The sequence below is a fragment of the Streptomyces sp. NPDC048441 genome (genome assembly GCF_043200235.1).
Lineage (GTDB): Bacteria > Actinomycetota > Actinomycetes > Streptomycetales > Streptomycetaceae > Streptomyces.
The window spans coordinates 45,055-59,380 of sequence record NZ_JBICXM010000022.1 but is presented as its reverse complement, the minus strand read 5'-3'; the positions used below and the strand labels follow the sequence as shown (position 1 = coordinate 59,380).

Sequence of the window (14,326 nt, the reverse complement as noted above, 5' to 3'; positions counted from 1 at the left end):
CGTTCCTGGCTCACCACTTGGAACGGTACCCGCGCTCGATGGCGCTGGACCGGCTTCTGCCCCCGATCCACCTGGATCGGGGGCAGTTGCGTGTGGCCAGCCGCGCAGGGTCGGATGGCGCTATGACCTCACGCACCCTGTACCTGTTCGGCTCGGCCGCGCCCCCCGTCACGCAGGTGGCCGAAGTGATCGAGACAGCGCAGGCCGACGGGTGGGACGTCTGCCTCGGGTTGACGCCGAGCGCAGCGCGATGGCTCGACGACAGCCTCGATGACCTGGCCGAGCTGACCGGGCACGCGGTGCGCAGCGAGTACAAGCTCCCTGGCGAGCCGGACGCGTGGCCCAAAGCGGACGTCATCCTCTTCGCCCCGGCCACGTTCAACTCGCTCAACTCGTGGGCGCTCGGGCTGACGTCCGTGTTCGTCGTGGGCGTCGTCTCCGAGGGCATCGGCAAGGGCATCCCCACGGTCGCGATGCCGTGCGTGAACGCCGCGTACGCGCAACACCGGCAGCTCGACCGCAGCGTCGCCGAGCTGCGAGAGCAGGGTGTCACGGTGCTGTACGGGCAAGGCGGGTTCACGCCGAACCCGGCAGGCTCGGGGAAGCCGAAGGCATATCCGTGGGGGGCCGCGCTGGCTGCGGCTCGTCGCCTGGTCGACGGGGCATGACGAAAAGGTCCGTGGCTGACATCACCGATGAACTGATCAAGCTGGAACGTATCGCCGAGGAAGCACGAGCCGGACTCGCAGGCCTCGACGACGAGGAGTACGCAGCACAGTGGCGCCGCTGGGCCGAGGCTGCGGAAGCATTCCAAGGAGCGGTCACCGTGCACGCGAAGGAGACCGGCCAGCCCCGCCATGAGGTTGAGATGGCGGCGAAGAAGGCCGTACGGCACGCCGACGAGGACCCGGTCGAGTAGCAGCCTGCGGGGCGCTGCGGCTGCCTACTTGTATTGGTTTAGGCGACCGGTGAGTGGAGTGTTCGCCTGATCCGGGCGGTCCACTCCTGACCGGACGGGGTGCCGATAGTCGTTCACCCGCCGCTCGGAATGGGCGGCCGACGGGTGGTCGTGCGCGGGCAGATCCTCGGCCTCGCGCACTCCGACCGCGACGTGGTCGAGTTCCTGCGCCGTGCCGGTCTGCCGGACGCGGAGGGGCTGCTCGACGATCCGGCGTGGGTGAAGTGGCGCGGCGGCCGGGCACACCACTACGAGGCCGCGTAGGGCCAGCGGGCCCCTTGTGCCTGGAGGCGGCGATGGACGACGACGTACACAGGTGGGGCGCACACCCGCCTCGGCCACCGGGTTCGTCGAGGCCCCGACGTCGGCCGCCCGGTCCATTGTGGCTGTGGGCCGTCGTTGGACTGCTCCTTGTGGCCCTTGTGAGCGTGGCGACCAGCAAGAACTCCGATAGCCCGGAGCCTGCACCCACCGTCACCGTGACCGAGCCGGGCCCGACTGTGACCGAGACACAGACCGAGGAAGCTACCGAACCGACGGTCACGGAGACCGCCACAGAATCGGCAGACGCCTCCGAAGGCGTGGAGGACGACACCCCGGAGCCGACATCTGAGTCGAGCACACCGCAGGACGTCTACTACGCGAACTGCGACGAGGCACGGGCTGCGGGCGCTGCCCCGCTTCACGCAGGTGAGCCGGGGTACAGCTTGGACCTTGACCGCGATGGCGATGGGGTGGCGTGTGAGCCGTACTCCGGAGGATGACGGCGCTGCGGTTATCCACAGGCACACTCGTTCCCCCTGCGGTGCGCTCTACCGTGGCGCTCCTGTGGATCACAAGGGGGCGTTATGCGCAGGGTGGCTTGCGAGTGAAGCCGACGAGGCGCTGTGGTCGATGCCGGATGACGTGCACGAGGAGACGCTCACACTGATTGACGGCATCGCGGACGCGCGCGAGGGCGGGGCTGGCCGGATGTCGGCCGTCGATGCGGTACTCCGCGGCCGGGTGTGGGTGGTCTATGCGGCGATCGGCGGTCTGCTCGTCGTCCTCGACTGCGGCCGGGTCGGCTGATCGGTTTCCTGGCTCGTTCCTACTCGAACCCCGGACTCTGCGGGTTTTGGGGGGTGATGCGACGGGTCCATAGATTCGGCTACTTTCTGACATCTTGCAGTCACTCGGGGTAAATGAAACGCTGATTCAGTCCCGCGTCGTGCGGTACATCGAGCCTGAAGGACTGGAGTGCCGATGCTCCTGCGGACCCGCCGGGCGAAAGCCCGCACCTTCTTCGCGGCCGTCCTGGCTGCCTGCACCCTGACCATGTCCTCCCCGCCAGCCCACGCCGGCGAAGTCGCCGGGACGCTGTTCATCACCTGGCCCGGCGGCCAGGAAGAGCGTACGGAAGTCAACTTCGCCTGCTACGAGGTCCAGCCCGCCGGAAACACGACCATCACCAACGCCCTCTACATGGCTGCCGTCCAGGTCTACGCGGAGCCCAACTGCCCCGGTAGCTTGTGGGACCCCAACCTGGTGTGGAGGAACGAGACGGACACCTTCCCGCACGTGGCGTCCTACATGGTCGTGCGTGCGCCGGGCTGAGCCGTCCCGGGCAGCCCGGCGGGCGGTCGAAGTCCACCGGGCCCCGCCCGTGCGTGCCAGTGGGCCGTCCTGGACGACGCGCGACAGGGCGAAGCCGCCGCGGTGCGGCGTCTGTGTGCGCAGTGCCGCGCAGGCCTGCTCGTACGACCACGCGGTGGGGTAGGGCTGCCGGTCGTGGGCGATGACGGCGCCGTCGGTCATGGCGACGAGGTGGGCGCGCTCGCGGTACGCGCCGTCACGCTCTTCGGTGAGGCGGTTGATGTTGCTCTCCTCGGCGCCTTCGGCGGGGGTACGGACGGGTGGGAGGGGCTTGCCCTCCCGCATGGCGATCTGCCGGGCGCGGCGCTGGTTCTGGTCCATGGGGTCTTCCGGGTCAGGTGGCGGGCGGGCGGATCGCGTCGTGGAGTTCGACGAGCCGGGCATCCCACCAGCGGGACAGGCTCGTGCCGAGCGGCGGCGAACCGGCCTTCACCCACTGCTCGTACAGGGCGATGACGCGCTGCACCTCAGCCTCGGCCTGGCGGAGTTGGTCGCCGAGGAACTTGCCGTGCGGGAGGACCACGCCGAGAACGCCGCTGATGATCTCGGTGACGACGCACTCGTGCTGGTCGATCGTGTTGTGCTCGGGGTGCTCGTCGAGGGTGGGTTCGATGGCGGCGCGGAGCTGCTGACGGAGCGGGGACTCAGCGGGCTTGGTCGCTGCCGGGCCCGACTCCGGCACCTCATAGGTCGCGGCGAAGATGTCCGGCTTGCAGCGGGGTAGAACGTGCCAGGCTTCCCGTCAGGGATGACCCAGTCGCCGAGTCGCGCCGGTGCGTCGTCGCCGTGGACCGTGGTGAGGATCAGGTAGTCCGGGTTCTTCTCGGTGGGGCCGTAGATCCCGTTTGTGCCGAATGCGTCCCAGATCTCTTGGATGTTGTCGCCGGTGAACTGAATGGCTTCGGTCTCGATGGGCTTCTTGCGGTAGCGGGTGACTGTCACTTCGTGTTCCTCCGTGCTGCGCGCGCGAGGGCGCGCCGTGTCTCGCGGTTCGGGCGGGGTGGGAGCGGCTGGTTCATGTCGGGCCCGGTGGTGTCGGGTTCGGACCAGCCGAACGGGTTCTCGCAGCGGTCGATGTCGACGACGACTTCGCCGAGGTGGACGAGCTCGGTGTCCCAGGTGACGCCGGGTGTGGGCGTGTGCTCGCCGGTCACGCTGCGCTCCGGTGATCGTTCGTCCGGCAGGTGTCCTCGTGGGCGGCGCCTGCCGACGTCCACCAGCGTTCGCAGCACGCGGCGGACAGTTCGGCGCGGACGAGGGCGCGGGCGTCCTCGTCGTCCCACGACTGGCGGCGGGCCGCACGTACGGCACCACCCTCGCGGCACTGCGCCGGAAGCGACACGACCGAAGCCGGGGCCACGGCACGCAGGCGGTCAGCGAGCGCGTCGTCGACCTGGATCTGGAGGGCGGTGCGTAGTCCCGCGTAGGCGGGGGGCCGCATGCGCCAGCGGTGTCCGGCTTCGATCTCGGCGAGGTAGCTGCGCGAGATGGAGGCGGCGTTGGCGCACATGGCCTGGGTCATGCCGAGGTCGTTGCGGCGTGTGCGGATTGCCGCCCCGTCCACCTGGAAGGTGGTTGGGGGTCTGTCTTCCATGGCAAGACCGTAGAGGGCGCCGCTAGATGTTTCTAGAGGTACTCATAAGTAACATCTAGTTTCATCGATTTTCCTCTAGTGGAAAGTAGCGGTTCCAGGGGCTCGCGCCTACGCGACGTCTACTTTCAGGTCAAGGAGACGGATGTTTCTAGCGGTCTCTGGCGGTCGCTGGCATAGTGGTGCGCATGCCGACCCCCCGCGACGACACCACTCGTCACCTGCGCAAACTCGCTGCACTCGTGACGCAGCGGCGCGTAGCGCTCGGCCTGCGCAGCAAAGAAGCCGCCGCCAAGGCGTGCGACATCGCGGTCATGACGTACCGCAAGATCGAGGACGGACACACCGTCAGCGACACCACATACGTGAAGATCGAGATCGGCTTCGGCTTCCGACCCGGCTCCTGCAAAGCCATCCTGGGCGGGGCAGACTCCATCACGCTGGAGAACGGCGCCGAGCTGATCGAGGGCGCGCAGATCCGCGACTTCATCGACCCAAAGCGCCTCGCCGAAGCAATGCCGCAGGCGATTACGAAATCGGCTTCCGTGACGGCCCCCGAGCTCACTCTCAGTCAAGTTGAGGCCATGAATGCAGGGGTAATGGAATACCTTCGCAGGCAGGGCATCGTTCCTACCGACGAGTGATTACTTCTGATCGTCGTACAACCATTTCCCGTTACCGGATCGTGACCCTCCGGAGCCACGTGAACGGTCAACGACCCCTGCCCTGGCCATCTTTCCCATGCGAGGCTGGCCATCCACCTGGGGGGTTCTCTGAAAGCGAGACAAGGGGGACCTAATGGCGACGGTCATCACGTACGACAAGCCGGGCTTTATAGGCCATGTGCTTGAGGTGAGCGGCGAGATTGTTTGCGTCCTGTCACCAGCAGCCTTTACCGATGCGGCACTTAGAGATCGGGTAAAGAGGCTGATGCGCGGTCAGGGCATCGACTGTGGAAAGTGCTTCGGCTGCCCAATCGGTCGGGCAAAGTAGAAACAGTCAGTACGCGGAAGCCGGCGGTAGGGGTGCTTGCCGGCGCATCCGCTCTACGTGCGAACGATCATCCGGGGGGGCGACGGGTGCCTTACGCCGAGCAGCGCGGCAACAAGTGGCGAGTCCGGTGGAACACCGGCAAGAAGAACGAAGCCGGTCGCTGGATCTTCGACAGTCAGGGCGGCTTCGACAGCCGCGACGCGGCCATCGAATACGGCCTGGACCGCGAGTCGGACATCCGCAACGACCGGTACATCTCTAAGCGCGACGGCGCGGTCCTCATGCGGGACTACTGCCGAACGTGGCCTGACACTCAAGACGTTGGGCACCTTCGCAAGAAGGCCATCCGGTCGATGATCCGCCTGTACGTCGAGCCCCGCTGGGGAGACATCGCAGTCGGCGACATCAAGGCCTCGGCGTACCGGGCCTGGAAGATGTGGGTCGACGAGCAGCCGAACATCGGTGAAGGCTACGGGCGCGAGATCCTCGGCGTCTTCTCGATGATGATGGACGACGCGGTCGAGGACGGCATGCGCCAGGCCTCCCCCGTCCAGAAGAAGCGTCGGCGCGGGAAGTACGTCAAGAAGAAGAAGGAACGCAAGCGCGACATGCGCATCGAGGACGTGCATCAACTCGCGTGCAACGCCCTCACGTTCTGGGGCTTCCCCGGCTACGTCTTCGTCCTCACGATGCGTTCACCGGGATGCGTCCGGCCGAGCTGTACTCGCTACGCCACGAGTACTGCCACCCGAACTGGCCGACCGCCGATCCTCGCGTCGACCCGGACGAGGAGGAGCGGTACGAGGAGGACGTGGAGCGGTACGCGGGCGCGGACCCGATGCCCGCGATCCGGGTGGAGTACCAGCACCAGTGGAAGGACAGCGTGCTGTCGCTGCTGCCGCCGAAGTACGACTCCCACCGCACGCTCGTTGTCCCGGACTTCCTGGCGGAGCTGCTCGAGATGCTGCTCGGCAGCCACGAATCCGAGTGGGAGTGGGTGTTTCCGTCAGTTAATGGCGGCGAACTCGCCAAGGCCAATTTCACGTACTACTACTGGCGGAAGATCGCCGACGGGCAGAAGCCGCGGACACCACGGAGGAAGGGCGGCGGCCGGGGTGGGTCGTGGCGGGTGCTGCCGGGCTGGGAACCGGTGAAGAACTGGGTGGGAAAGCGTCTGTACCTGCTGCGTCATGGTCACAAGGAGTGGATCGACGAGGACGTACGGATCCGTATCGCTGTGGAATCGCGGATGGGGCACGAGGTCGCTGGCGTCGAGGGGCTCTACGCGAACGTGACAGTGCCGATGGAGCGGCTGATGATGGATACGCTCCAGGCTCGGTGGCTGCGCTTCATGGCGGCTCTCCCAGTCGATTGGGAGCCCCGTTCTCCCAGCCCTCTCCCTGTGGATCTTGCAGGGTGGGTGAAATTGCAGGTCAAGGCCGGTAAAGCTCAGGCGTCCTGATCTGGTTCATGAAGTTCGTTACGACCAAGAGCTTCATGCCGTTCGTGTACTACCGGATCCTGCTCGGCATCGTCCTGTTCATCCTCGTGGGCGCGGGCGCGCTCAGCCCGCACGCGGGTGAGTCCGCGGGCTGAGGCGCCGCCGCGACCCGGGCGCCTGTGACCAATGGCATGACAAAAGACCCTCTTCAAGGGGGTTTGGTCGGCCTACCGTGAGGGAATGTCGCCCCTCGCCCGCATCAGCGCCTCGTACACCCCGCGCTTCGCCGAGTTCGCCTTCGAACCCGGGTTCACGGCCGCCGTGGACCAGCATGTCGCGGAGCTGCGTGATCGGCTCGAGATGCGTGGGGCCGGGCTCGTGCCGCCGGCGCCGGACCCGGAGATCCTCGCCGACTACGCCCTGGGGTTCCTCGACGCGCTGACCGAGAACGGCTGGCGGGAGCCGGTCGGCCATGACTACGCGGTGTGCCGCCTCACCGCCATCTCCTGGCTGGTGAGGCGGCACGACCTCGTACCGGAGTCCTCCGGGTCGTGAGACGCCCTGAGGTGTCCTGAGACCCGACCCGGTCAGATGTCGTCGCGCATATCGCGCACGTCCCGCATACCGGTGCCCTCGCGCTCCTGCGCCGGCTGGTTGGTCATCGCGTCCTCACGACCCGCCTGGTAGGCGCTGACGCTGCTACGAGCCTTGGCCGTCTCCTGCTCCGCGGTGTCCAGCCACCGCTCCCAGCGCTGCCGCATCGGGCCGATGAGCCCACCGCCCACGCCGACGATCAGGATTCCGGCACCGGCCGCGAGCGCCGCGTACAGGACGGGCTGGGTGACCGACGTGGCGATGCCCGCCTGACCCAGGGCCGCGATCACACCGAGGGCGACGATGCAGGCCCAGACGATCGTGCCGACGGTCTTCCCGTACGACATCGAGGACAGGGCACTGGTGACGATGTCGCGTACGACGTTGGCCACCGCCATGGCGACGACCGCCAGAACGATGGCGACGACGGCGCGCGGAATCCAGGAGACGATGCCGTCGAGCATGTTGGAGACCGGATTGCTGCCGAAGACGCCGAAGCCGAGCTGGAGGGTGATCAGGAGCAGGGCGTAATACACGACCTTGCAGACGATCGCCGTCAAGTCGTACTTGGAGTTCGCCAGCATCCGGTCCGCGCCCGCCCGTTGGGCGAGCTTCTCGGAGCCGACCTTGCGCAGGACCCGGTCGAGGACCTTGGCGATCAGCTTGGACACGAACCAGCCGATGGCCATGACGACCAGGAAGCCGATCAGCTTCGGCACGAACTGGGCGACCTTCGACCAGGCGTCGTTCAGCCCTTGGGTGAAGTCCACTGACAAGCTGAGGTACTGGGACATGAGTGGTCCTCCACTCGGTGAGCCCGGACGCCGGGGCGTCTGGGCGGTGAACCCCCACTGCACGCGGCTTCAGGCGCGTCGTTCTCCCTGGATATCAGGGGTCCAGGGGCCGGACCGTGCGGGGATGAGCCGTACGGGTGACGGGGCGGGGAGCCGCGAGTCGGCTCCGCGGCGGCTGTGCCGCCCATCACTTGGAGGATCTGCCCAGTAGCGGACAGTTCCGATTGTCGTACCTATCCCCTACGCTTGACTCATGCCCTTAAGCCCTCACTCCCCTGGTTCCGTGCGGCCTTCCGTACGGTCCTCCGTGGAATTGAACGAGCGGATCCGCGGCCTGTGGCTGCGCACCGGTGGCCGCCTCTCGGTCGAACAGCGCCGGGAGTACGAACAGTTGGTGACGGAATGGGCTGCCGCCGTGCGCCAAGAGGTCGTGAAGGCGGCCTAGTTGACGGCCCGGCCAGAGTGTTCGTTCACACCGTTCCTGCACGCCTCTTGGCTGGGCACCCCCGGTGCCCAACACTGAGCCGATGACGCAGCGCGTGGAACTCGCCGCCGTGATGGACCGGTTGGCCATCGACTCCCTCATCACCGAGTACGCGGTGACCGTCGACGACGGTGACTGGAACGCCTACCAGCAATTGTTCACCCCGGACGGGCGCGCCGACTACAGCTCGGCGGGCGGCATCGACGCGAGCGCCCCCGAGGTGGCCCGCTGGCTGGCCGGGACGATGGAGCTCTTCCCGATGCGCCAGCACCTGATCGTCAACAGGAAGCTGCGCTTCGGAACGCTCGACCAGGACATCGGCGACACCGCGCACGTCCAGGCCGACTACGTGAACCCGATGCGCTACACACCGCGCCAGGGAGACAGTGACGGCGGCACGGAATCGACCGCCCCGGACTTCATCTTCGGCGGCCGCTACGCCTTCACGGCGCTCCGCACACACGATGGGTGGCGGCTGCGCCAGGTGACCGTGCGGGAGAAGTGGCGCAGCCTGAGCAAGCCCCGGGAAGCCTGAGGGAGCTGAAGGGGTGGGTACGCCTGTCCCGAGTCGCCGATCCTGAAGTGCCGGTCCTGAAGCGCCGATCCTGAAGTGCCGGTCCCGGAAGGCAAGGCCCACTGTTCTAGATCGTCCGGGGCGCGCACACTGGAGGGCACTACCGGGCGTCGGGGGCCGAGGGAGGCGCTGCATGGAGTCACTCAGCGACGGCCGGGAACGGTGGCGGACACGGCCACGGCTCTCGGCGGACACCGCGGCGGGGCTGCTCGCCTCGGCCCGGTGGCGTGGTGTCCTCGCCGTCGTCCTCGGTGCCCTGCCCGCGCTCGCCTTCCCCGCCCCGTCGCTGTGGTGGTTCGCCTATGTCGCGCTCGTGCCCTGGATCCTGCTCGCGCGCTCGGCACCCACCGGCCGCAGGGCCGCGATCGACGGATGGCTCGGCGGCCTCGGGTTCATGGTGGCCGTGCACCACTGGCTGCTGCCGAGCCTGCATGTCTTCACGCTCCTCATCGCCGCGCTGCTCGGCCTGCTCTGGGCGCCGTGGGGCTGGCTCGTGCGGCACCTCCTGGGCGGGGTCGCGTCACCCTGGCGGACGGCCGCCGCGCTCGTCGTGCTGCCGTCCGGCTGGCTGATGGTCGAACTGGCCAGGTCCTGGGAGGGGTTGGGCGGCCCCTGGGGGCTGCTCGGCTCCAGCCAGTGGGAGGTGGGGCCCGCCCTGCGCCTCGCGTCGGTGGGCGGGGTGTGGCTGATCAGCGCCCTGGTCGTCACCGTCAACACCTGCGTCGCGGTGCTCGTCGTGGCCTGGGCCGCGCGGACACCGGGGACGTCACGATCGGCCGCCGCAAGGACCATCCCGGCCGCCGCGGGACTCGTGGCCGTGGCCACCGTGACGACATCGGCCTGGGCCTGGGCGCCGCACCCCGAACCCGCGGGCAAGATACGCGTCGCCGTCGTCCAGCCCGGCGTCATCGACGGATCAGGCAGCGCCGACAAGCGGTTCGCGCGCGAGGAGGCGCTGACCCGTGACCTGGCGGGCCGGGATCTCGACCTCGTCGTCTGGGGCGAGAGCAGCGTCGGCTACGACCTCGCGGAGCGCCCCGACGTCGCGCGGCGGATAGCCGTCCTTTCCCAGGAGGTCGGTGCCGACATCCTGGTGAACGTGGACGCGCGCCGCTCCGACCAGCAAGGCATCTTCAAGAGCTCCGTCCTCGTGGGCCCAAACGGCCCGACCGGTGACCGCTACGACAAGATGCGCCTCGTGCCCTTCGGCGAGTACGTCCCCGCGCGCTCGCTCCTCGGCTGGGCGACGTCCGTGGGCAAGGCGGCGGGCGAGGACCGCAGGCGCGGTGAGCGTCCCGTGGTGATGGACGTCGGGGACGGCCTGAAGGTCGGGCCTCTGGTGTGCTTCGAATCGGCGTTCCCCGACATGAGCCGTCATCTGACGAACGAGGGTGCCCAGTTGCTGCTCGCGCAGTCGTCCACGTCGTCGTTCCAGTCCAGCTGGGCGCCCGAGCAGCACGCCTCGCTCGCCGCGCTGCGGGCCGCCGAGACCGGCCGCCCCATGGTGCACGCCACGCTCACGGGCGTCTCCGCCGTGTACGGCGCGGACGGCGAGCGGGTCGGCGCCCCGCTCGGCACATCGGCGAGCACCACGGCGACGTACGACATTCCGCTCGCGAAGGGCGTCACACCGTACGTCAGGCTGGGCGACTGGCCCGTGCACGCGGCCCTCGCCGTGCTCGCGGTGCTGTGCGCGGCAGAGGGCGTACGTTCGCTGCGAGGGCCCGCGAAGGGACGGTTCAGGCGGCCTGCTCCTGAGCCGCAAGGACCACACGCTCGCACAGCTCATGGGTCGCAAGCGCATCCCTGGCACTGAGCACCTTGCCCGCGCGGACGGCGTCGAGGAAGGCGAGCACCACCTGCTCGATGCCGCGCTGGCGGGCCACCGGCACCCAGTCGCCGCGCCGCCGCACGCTGGGCTGGCCCTTGTGGTCGATGATCTCGGCGAGGTTGAGCACCTGCCGCTTGGTGTCCTGTCCGGAGACCTCGAGGATCTCCTCGGTGGATCCGCTCATCCGGTTCATCATGCCGATCGCGGTGAACCCGTCCCCGGCGAGCTGCAGCACGATGTGCTCCAGGAGCCCGTCCTGGACGCGGGCGCGCACGCCGACGAGCTCTATGGGCCCCGGCGCCAGGAATCGCAGCGTGTCCACGACGTGGATGAAGTCGTCGAGGACGAGCGTGCGCGCGTCCTCGGGCAGCCCGACGCGGTTCTTCTGCATCAGGATCAGCTCGCGCGGGTGCTCGGCGCACTGCGCGTAGCCCGGCGCGAAACGGCGGTTGAAGCCGACGGCGAGGCTCGTCGCACGCTCCTCGGCGAGGCGCACGAGCCGATCGGAGTCGGCGAGTTCGTACGCGAGGGGCTTGTCCACATAGGTGGCCACACCGGCTTCGAGCAGCCGCGTCACGATCTCCGGGTGGGCGGAGGTCGACGCGTGCACGAAGGCGGCGTCGATGCCCTGGGCGAGGAGCGCGTCCAGGTCCGTGTGGCAGCGCTCTTCGGGGATGTGGTGGACGCCCGCGATGCGGGCGAGGGTCGCGGGCGTGCGCGTCTGCAGGTGCAGCTCGACCCCCGGCAGGGTGGTGAGCACAGGCAGGTACGCCTTCTGTGCGATGTCACCAAGTCCGATACAGCCGACCTTCACCACTGTCCCCTGTCTCCTCTGCCGCTGCTCAACGCTGTCTTACCGCTGTGCGAGTTCTGTTCCCGCAGCATACGGCTGCTGCGGCGGGCGCCAGTCGGCGATCGAGGCGAAGCCGCGCAGGATCAGGTTGGGGCCGAGGCGCGCCGCCCCGGCGATGAGCCTGTTGCGTACGGCGATGAGCGGGGCGCTCGCCAGGTGGTTCAGGCGGGCGGCGCGCGCCGCCTGCCGGACGATGGCCGTGGTGCGCGGCACCCGCACCGCGCTGTAGCCCGCGAGGCCCGCGGCGAGGTCGCCGCCGGGGGCCACGTGGTGGGCCAGGACGACGCCGTCCTCGATCGCCTGGTTGCCGCCCTGGGCCAGGGTGGGCGCCATGGCGTGCGCGGCGTCGCCGATGAGGGCGACCCGGCCCCGGTGGTACCGCGTGAGGGGGGTGCTCATGTGGCGCACGTCGTTGCGCAGGATGTCCTCGGGGCGTGCGGAGGCGATGATCTCGGGGATCGGGTCGTGCCAGTCGGCGAAGCGGCGCACGAGCTCGGCCTTCTCGCCGTCGGGGCTGTGGCCGCCTTCGGGGACGGTGGCGGTGGCGTACGCGTAGATCCTGCCGTCCTTGAGCGGATGGGTGCCCCAGACACCGCCACGCCCCCAGGTCTCGTGCGGTTCGAAGGGGCGGTCGGGGGCAGGGACGATGAGGCGCCAGGCGGTGAATCCGGTGTACGTCGGCTGCGGGTGCCCGGGGAAAAGGGCCGAGCGCACGGCCGAGTTGATGCCGTCGGCACCGACCACGAGGTCCGCCTCGATGTCCGCCTCGATGTCCCCGTCGTCGGTCCTGACGACGGCCTTCCGGTCGGCCGCTCCCGGATCGACGAGCTCGGCCCACACCCCGGTGCGCAGGGCTTCGGCCGGCAGCGCGGAGGCGAGCAGGTCGACCAGGGTCGCGCGGTGCACGAGCACGACGGAGCCGCCGAATTCCGCCGTGGCCGCCGATGCGCTCAGCCGGACGAGCCAGCGTCCGTTCTGCGCGCGCATCCCGCCGTCGCCTTCCCAGGCAGCGAACTCGCGGACCCGGTCGCCGAGGCCCAGGACGTCCAGGGCTCGCTGGGAGTTGGGCGCGAGCCCGATGCCGGAACCGACGGGCTCCAGGGTGGCGGCCCGCTCCAGGACCGTGACGCGCCAGCCCGACTGGTGCAGGGCGATGGCGGCGGTGAGGCCTCCGATACCGCCGCCGATGACGACGGCGTACGGCTTGTGGCCCTCCCTGGTGCGCTGAGGCTGTGCCATGACTCCTCCTCGAATACCGATATCGGCATTACTACCGGGACTACACCCGTAGTGCTCGACGCGCCGACCGTACTACACCTGTAGTGATCGGCGGTAGGGTGCACTCCATGTCCGTACGCAGCACGGGGTCTCCCCGCACCGAACTGATCGCCGACACAGCCCTCGCCCTGCTCACCGAGCGCGGTATGCGCGGGCTCACGCACCGGGCCGTGGACGAGGCGGCGGGGCTCCCGCAGGGCTCGACGTCGAACTACGCGCGCACCCGGCTCGCGCTCCTGGAAGCGGTGGTCCGCAGGCAGGCGGAACGGGAGGCCGCGGTGCTCGCCCCGGGTGAACTGCTCGACCCCACGGGCGACCGCGAGCCGTTCATCGCGTCCCTCGCCCTGGCCCTGCACCGCTACCTCACCGGCGACCACCGCCAGTTGCTCGTCTCCCGCTACGAGCTGGCCCTGGAGGCGACCCGCAGGCCGGAGCTGCGGGCCTACTACGACGCGGCGGGCGCGCAGTTCAGGAAGCCGCTGACGGCCATGCTGCGGGCCGCGGGTTCACCGGACCCCGAGCGGCACACGCTCGCCCTGGTGGCATGGTGTGACGGCCTGATGTTCTCGTGCGTGGCGGGCTCGTACCACTCGACCGTGCCCACAGAGGAAGATCTGCGCTCCGGCTTCCGGGAGCTGCTGCGGGGGATGCTGGGCGAGTGAGGCTGCCGGGCGAGCCAGACTGCTGGGCGAGTCAGGCTGCCGGGCAAGGGACTCAGCCCCGCCACGGCCACGGGGTCCGGAGCCACCAACCCGGCGGACGCGCCCCATCACCCGTGCGGGCCAACTTCCCCCCTTTCGCTCACCGAACGCACTCCCCGCACCCCAGAGTTGCGCGAATGCATCGCACCACGACCGCCGCCACGCTCCTGGTCTCCCTGGCGGTCACCGCCGTCTCCGGATGTATGAGCGTCGAGCGGCATCCCGCGCCAGGCCCGTCCGCCGCGAGTGCACCGCCCCCGGCGCCACGCCCGGACGGCAGCACACGTCCACACGTCGTGGAGGCCCCCGCCCACGAGGCACTGGAGCTCATCGGACCGCCCCGGAGCCCGACCCCCCGCGCCACCGGCACCGCCACGGCCGCCCCCGCCGGATCACCCCGCAGCGCCCGCCCCGAGCAGCGCGAACGCCCCGGCCCGCCCCCGCACCGCCACGGCCGCCGCCCCGAGGCCCTCGACCCGCCCGCCGTCCCCACCGGCGTGCCCACGAACGCGGACATCTGCGCCCTCGGCAAGCAGTACGGCGGCTGGCATCCGGACAGCCCCGAGTCCGCCATCTGCCAGGACACCTACGGGCGTTGA

The 14,326-nt window shown here is 69.3% G+C and carries 22 protein-coding genes and 1 pseudogene; 16 read left to right on the top strand and 7 right to left on the bottom strand.

Translation table 11 applies throughout. The annotated features are described in order from the left end of the window. Positions 1-122: 122 nt before the first annotated feature. The 6 genes from ACGFSB_RS36165 to ACGFSB_RS36140 all read left to right on the top strand — a co-directional run bounded on the left by ACGFSB_RS36165 (position 123) and on the right by ACGFSB_RS36140 (position 2,554). A complete protein-coding gene (locus tag ACGFSB_RS36165; RefSeq protein ID WP_393408465.1) occupies positions 123-668 on the top strand; it encodes a flavoprotein in 546 nt (181 codons plus the stop codon). An 11-nt stretch (positions 669-679) separates the two neighbouring features. Beyond that, complete coding sequence (locus tag ACGFSB_RS36160; protein WP_393408463.1) at positions 680-919, top strand: hypothetical protein; 240 nt, start codon at positions 680-682, stop codon at positions 917-919. Between the two features lie 99 nt (positions 920-1,018). Continuing rightward, a complete protein-coding gene (locus ACGFSB_RS36155; protein ID WP_393408612.1) occupies positions 1,019-1,222 on the top strand; it encodes a hypothetical protein in 204 nt (67 codons plus the stop codon). A gap of 32 nt (positions 1,223-1,254) precedes the next feature. Next, positions 1,255-1,722: an excalibur calcium-binding domain-containing protein gene (locus ACGFSB_RS36150; RefSeq protein WP_393408461.1), complete on the top strand. Its 468-nt coding sequence runs from the start codon at positions 1,255-1,257 to the stop codon at positions 1,720-1,722. A 130-nt stretch (positions 1,723-1,852) separates the two neighbouring features. Further along, positions 1,853-2,029 (top strand): hypothetical protein, encoded by a 177-nt coding sequence (locus tag ACGFSB_RS36145; RefSeq protein WP_393408460.1) that lies wholly within the window; start codon positions 1,853-1,855, stop codon positions 2,027-2,029. Positions 2,030-2,203: 174 nt separating this feature from the next. Beyond that, positions 2,204-2,554 carry a hypothetical protein gene (locus tag ACGFSB_RS36140; protein WP_393408457.1) on the top strand — a complete coding sequence of 117 codons (351 nt, stop codon included), beginning with the start codon at positions 2,204-2,206 and terminating at the stop codon, positions 2,552-2,554. Between the two features lie 373 nt (positions 2,555-2,927). Here ACGFSB_RS36140 and ACGFSB_RS36135 read toward each other — a convergent pair whose 3' ends face one another. From ACGFSB_RS36135 to ACGFSB_RS36125, 3 genes are all read right to left on the bottom strand, one after another. Next, complete coding sequence (locus tag ACGFSB_RS36135; protein WP_393408455.1) at positions 2,928-3,275, bottom strand: hypothetical protein; 348 nt, start codon at positions 3,273-3,275, stop codon at positions 2,928-2,930. Between the two features lie 256 nt (positions 3,276-3,531). Then, positions 3,532-3,747 carry a hypothetical protein gene (locus ACGFSB_RS36130; RefSeq protein WP_393408452.1) on the bottom strand — a complete coding sequence of 72 codons (216 nt, stop codon included), beginning with the start codon at positions 3,745-3,747 and terminating at the stop codon, positions 3,532-3,534. Next, entirely contained in the window at positions 3,744-4,187 is a 444-nt protein-coding gene (locus tag ACGFSB_RS36125) for a helix-turn-helix domain-containing protein (protein WP_393408450.1), read from the bottom strand. The genes ACGFSB_RS36130 and ACGFSB_RS36125 overlap by 4 nt, the downstream gene beginning before the upstream one ends. A 185-nt stretch (positions 4,188-4,372) precedes the next feature. Between ACGFSB_RS36125 and ACGFSB_RS36120 the strand changes: the two genes are divergently transcribed. Together ACGFSB_RS36120 and ACGFSB_RS36115 are read left to right on the top strand one after the other, a co-directional pair. Continuing rightward, entirely contained in the window at positions 4,373-4,828 is a 456-nt protein-coding gene (locus tag ACGFSB_RS36120; protein WP_393408447.1) for a hypothetical protein, read from the top strand. 154 nt (positions 4,829-4,982) lie between these two features. Then, entirely contained in the window at positions 4,983-5,177 is a 195-nt protein-coding gene (locus tag ACGFSB_RS36115; RefSeq protein ID WP_393408444.1) for a hypothetical protein, read from the top strand. A gap of 53 nt (positions 5,178-5,230) precedes the next feature. Here ACGFSB_RS36115 and ACGFSB_RS36110 read toward each other — a convergent pair whose 3' ends face one another. Beyond that, on the bottom strand, positions 5,231-5,806 hold the full coding sequence (locus ACGFSB_RS36110; RefSeq protein ID WP_393408441.1) for a hypothetical protein: 576 nt from the start codon (positions 5,804-5,806) through the stop codon (positions 5,231-5,233). A 74-nt stretch (positions 5,807-5,880) separates the two neighbouring features. Here ACGFSB_RS36110 and ACGFSB_RS36105 point away from each other — a divergent pair, with 74 nt between their 5' ends. The 3 genes and pseudogenes from ACGFSB_RS36105 (at position 5,881) to ACGFSB_RS36095 (ending at position 7,173) form a co-directional block, all read left to right on the top strand. Then, positions 5,881-6,639 carry a hypothetical protein gene (locus ACGFSB_RS36105; RefSeq protein WP_393408438.1) on the top strand — a complete coding sequence of 253 codons (759 nt, stop codon included), beginning with the start codon at positions 5,881-5,883 and terminating at the stop codon, positions 6,637-6,639. Then, positions 6,633-6,773 (top strand): annotated as a pseudogene (locus tag ACGFSB_RS36100) (undecaprenyl-diphosphatase); the annotation flags it as partial. The gene ACGFSB_RS36105 and the pseudogene ACGFSB_RS36100, both read left to right, overlap by 7 nt. A gap of 85 nt (positions 6,774-6,858) precedes the next feature. Next, on the top strand, positions 6,859-7,173 hold the full coding sequence (locus tag ACGFSB_RS36095; protein WP_393408436.1) for a DUF6401 family natural product biosynthesis protein: 315 nt from the start codon (positions 6,859-6,861) through the stop codon (positions 7,171-7,173). 32 nt (positions 7,174-7,205) lie between these two features. Here the strand turns inward: ACGFSB_RS36095 and ACGFSB_RS36090 are convergent, their stop codons facing one another. Further along, a complete protein-coding gene (locus ACGFSB_RS36090; protein WP_393408433.1) occupies positions 7,206-8,006 on the bottom strand; it encodes a hypothetical protein in 801 nt (266 codons plus the stop codon). Positions 8,007-8,313: 307 nt separating this feature from the next. Between ACGFSB_RS36090 and ACGFSB_RS36085 the strand changes: the two genes are divergently transcribed. The 3 genes from ACGFSB_RS36085 to lnt all read left to right on the top strand — a co-directional run bounded on the left by ACGFSB_RS36085 (position 8,314) and on the right by lnt (position 10,880). Then, a complete protein-coding gene (locus tag ACGFSB_RS36085; RefSeq protein ID WP_393408431.1) occupies positions 8,314-8,451 on the top strand; it encodes a hypothetical protein in 138 nt (45 codons plus the stop codon). A gap of 82 nt (positions 8,452-8,533) precedes the next feature. After that, positions 8,534-9,025 carry a nuclear transport factor 2 family protein gene (locus ACGFSB_RS36080; protein WP_393408428.1) on the top strand — a complete coding sequence of 164 codons (492 nt, stop codon included), beginning with the start codon at positions 8,534-8,536 and terminating at the stop codon, positions 9,023-9,025. Between the two features lie 172 nt (positions 9,026-9,197). Further along, positions 9,198-10,880, top strand: coding sequence for an apolipoprotein N-acyltransferase (gene lnt / locus ACGFSB_RS36075; RefSeq protein WP_393408425.1), 1,683 nt, complete (start codon positions 9,198-9,200; stop codon positions 10,878-10,880). Here the strand turns inward: lnt and ACGFSB_RS36070 are convergent. Both ACGFSB_RS36070 and ACGFSB_RS36065 read right to left on the bottom strand, forming a co-directional pair. After that, on the bottom strand, positions 10,804-11,709 hold the full coding sequence (locus tag ACGFSB_RS36070; protein WP_393408600.1) for a Gfo/Idh/MocA family protein: 906 nt from the start codon (positions 11,707-11,709) through the stop codon (positions 10,804-10,806). The two genes, lnt and ACGFSB_RS36070, sit on opposite strands and share 77 nt — an antisense overlap. 39 nt (positions 11,710-11,748) lie before the next feature. Beyond that, on the bottom strand, positions 11,749-12,987 hold the full coding sequence (locus ACGFSB_RS36065; protein WP_393408422.1) for an FAD-dependent monooxygenase: 1,239 nt from the start codon (positions 12,985-12,987) through the stop codon (positions 11,749-11,751). 107 nt (positions 12,988-13,094) lie between these two features. Here ACGFSB_RS36065 and ACGFSB_RS36060 point away from each other — a divergent pair, with 107 nt between their 5' ends. Continuing rightward, positions 13,095-13,688 carry a TetR/AcrR family transcriptional regulator gene (locus tag ACGFSB_RS36060; RefSeq protein ID WP_393408420.1) on the top strand — a complete coding sequence of 198 codons (594 nt, stop codon included), beginning with the start codon at positions 13,095-13,097 and terminating at the stop codon, positions 13,686-13,688. 176 nt (positions 13,689-13,864) lie between these two features. Beyond that, positions 13,865-14,326 carry a hypothetical protein gene (locus ACGFSB_RS36055; RefSeq protein ID WP_393408417.1) on the top strand — a complete coding sequence of 154 codons (462 nt, stop codon included), beginning with the start codon at positions 13,865-13,867 and terminating at the stop codon, positions 14,324-14,326.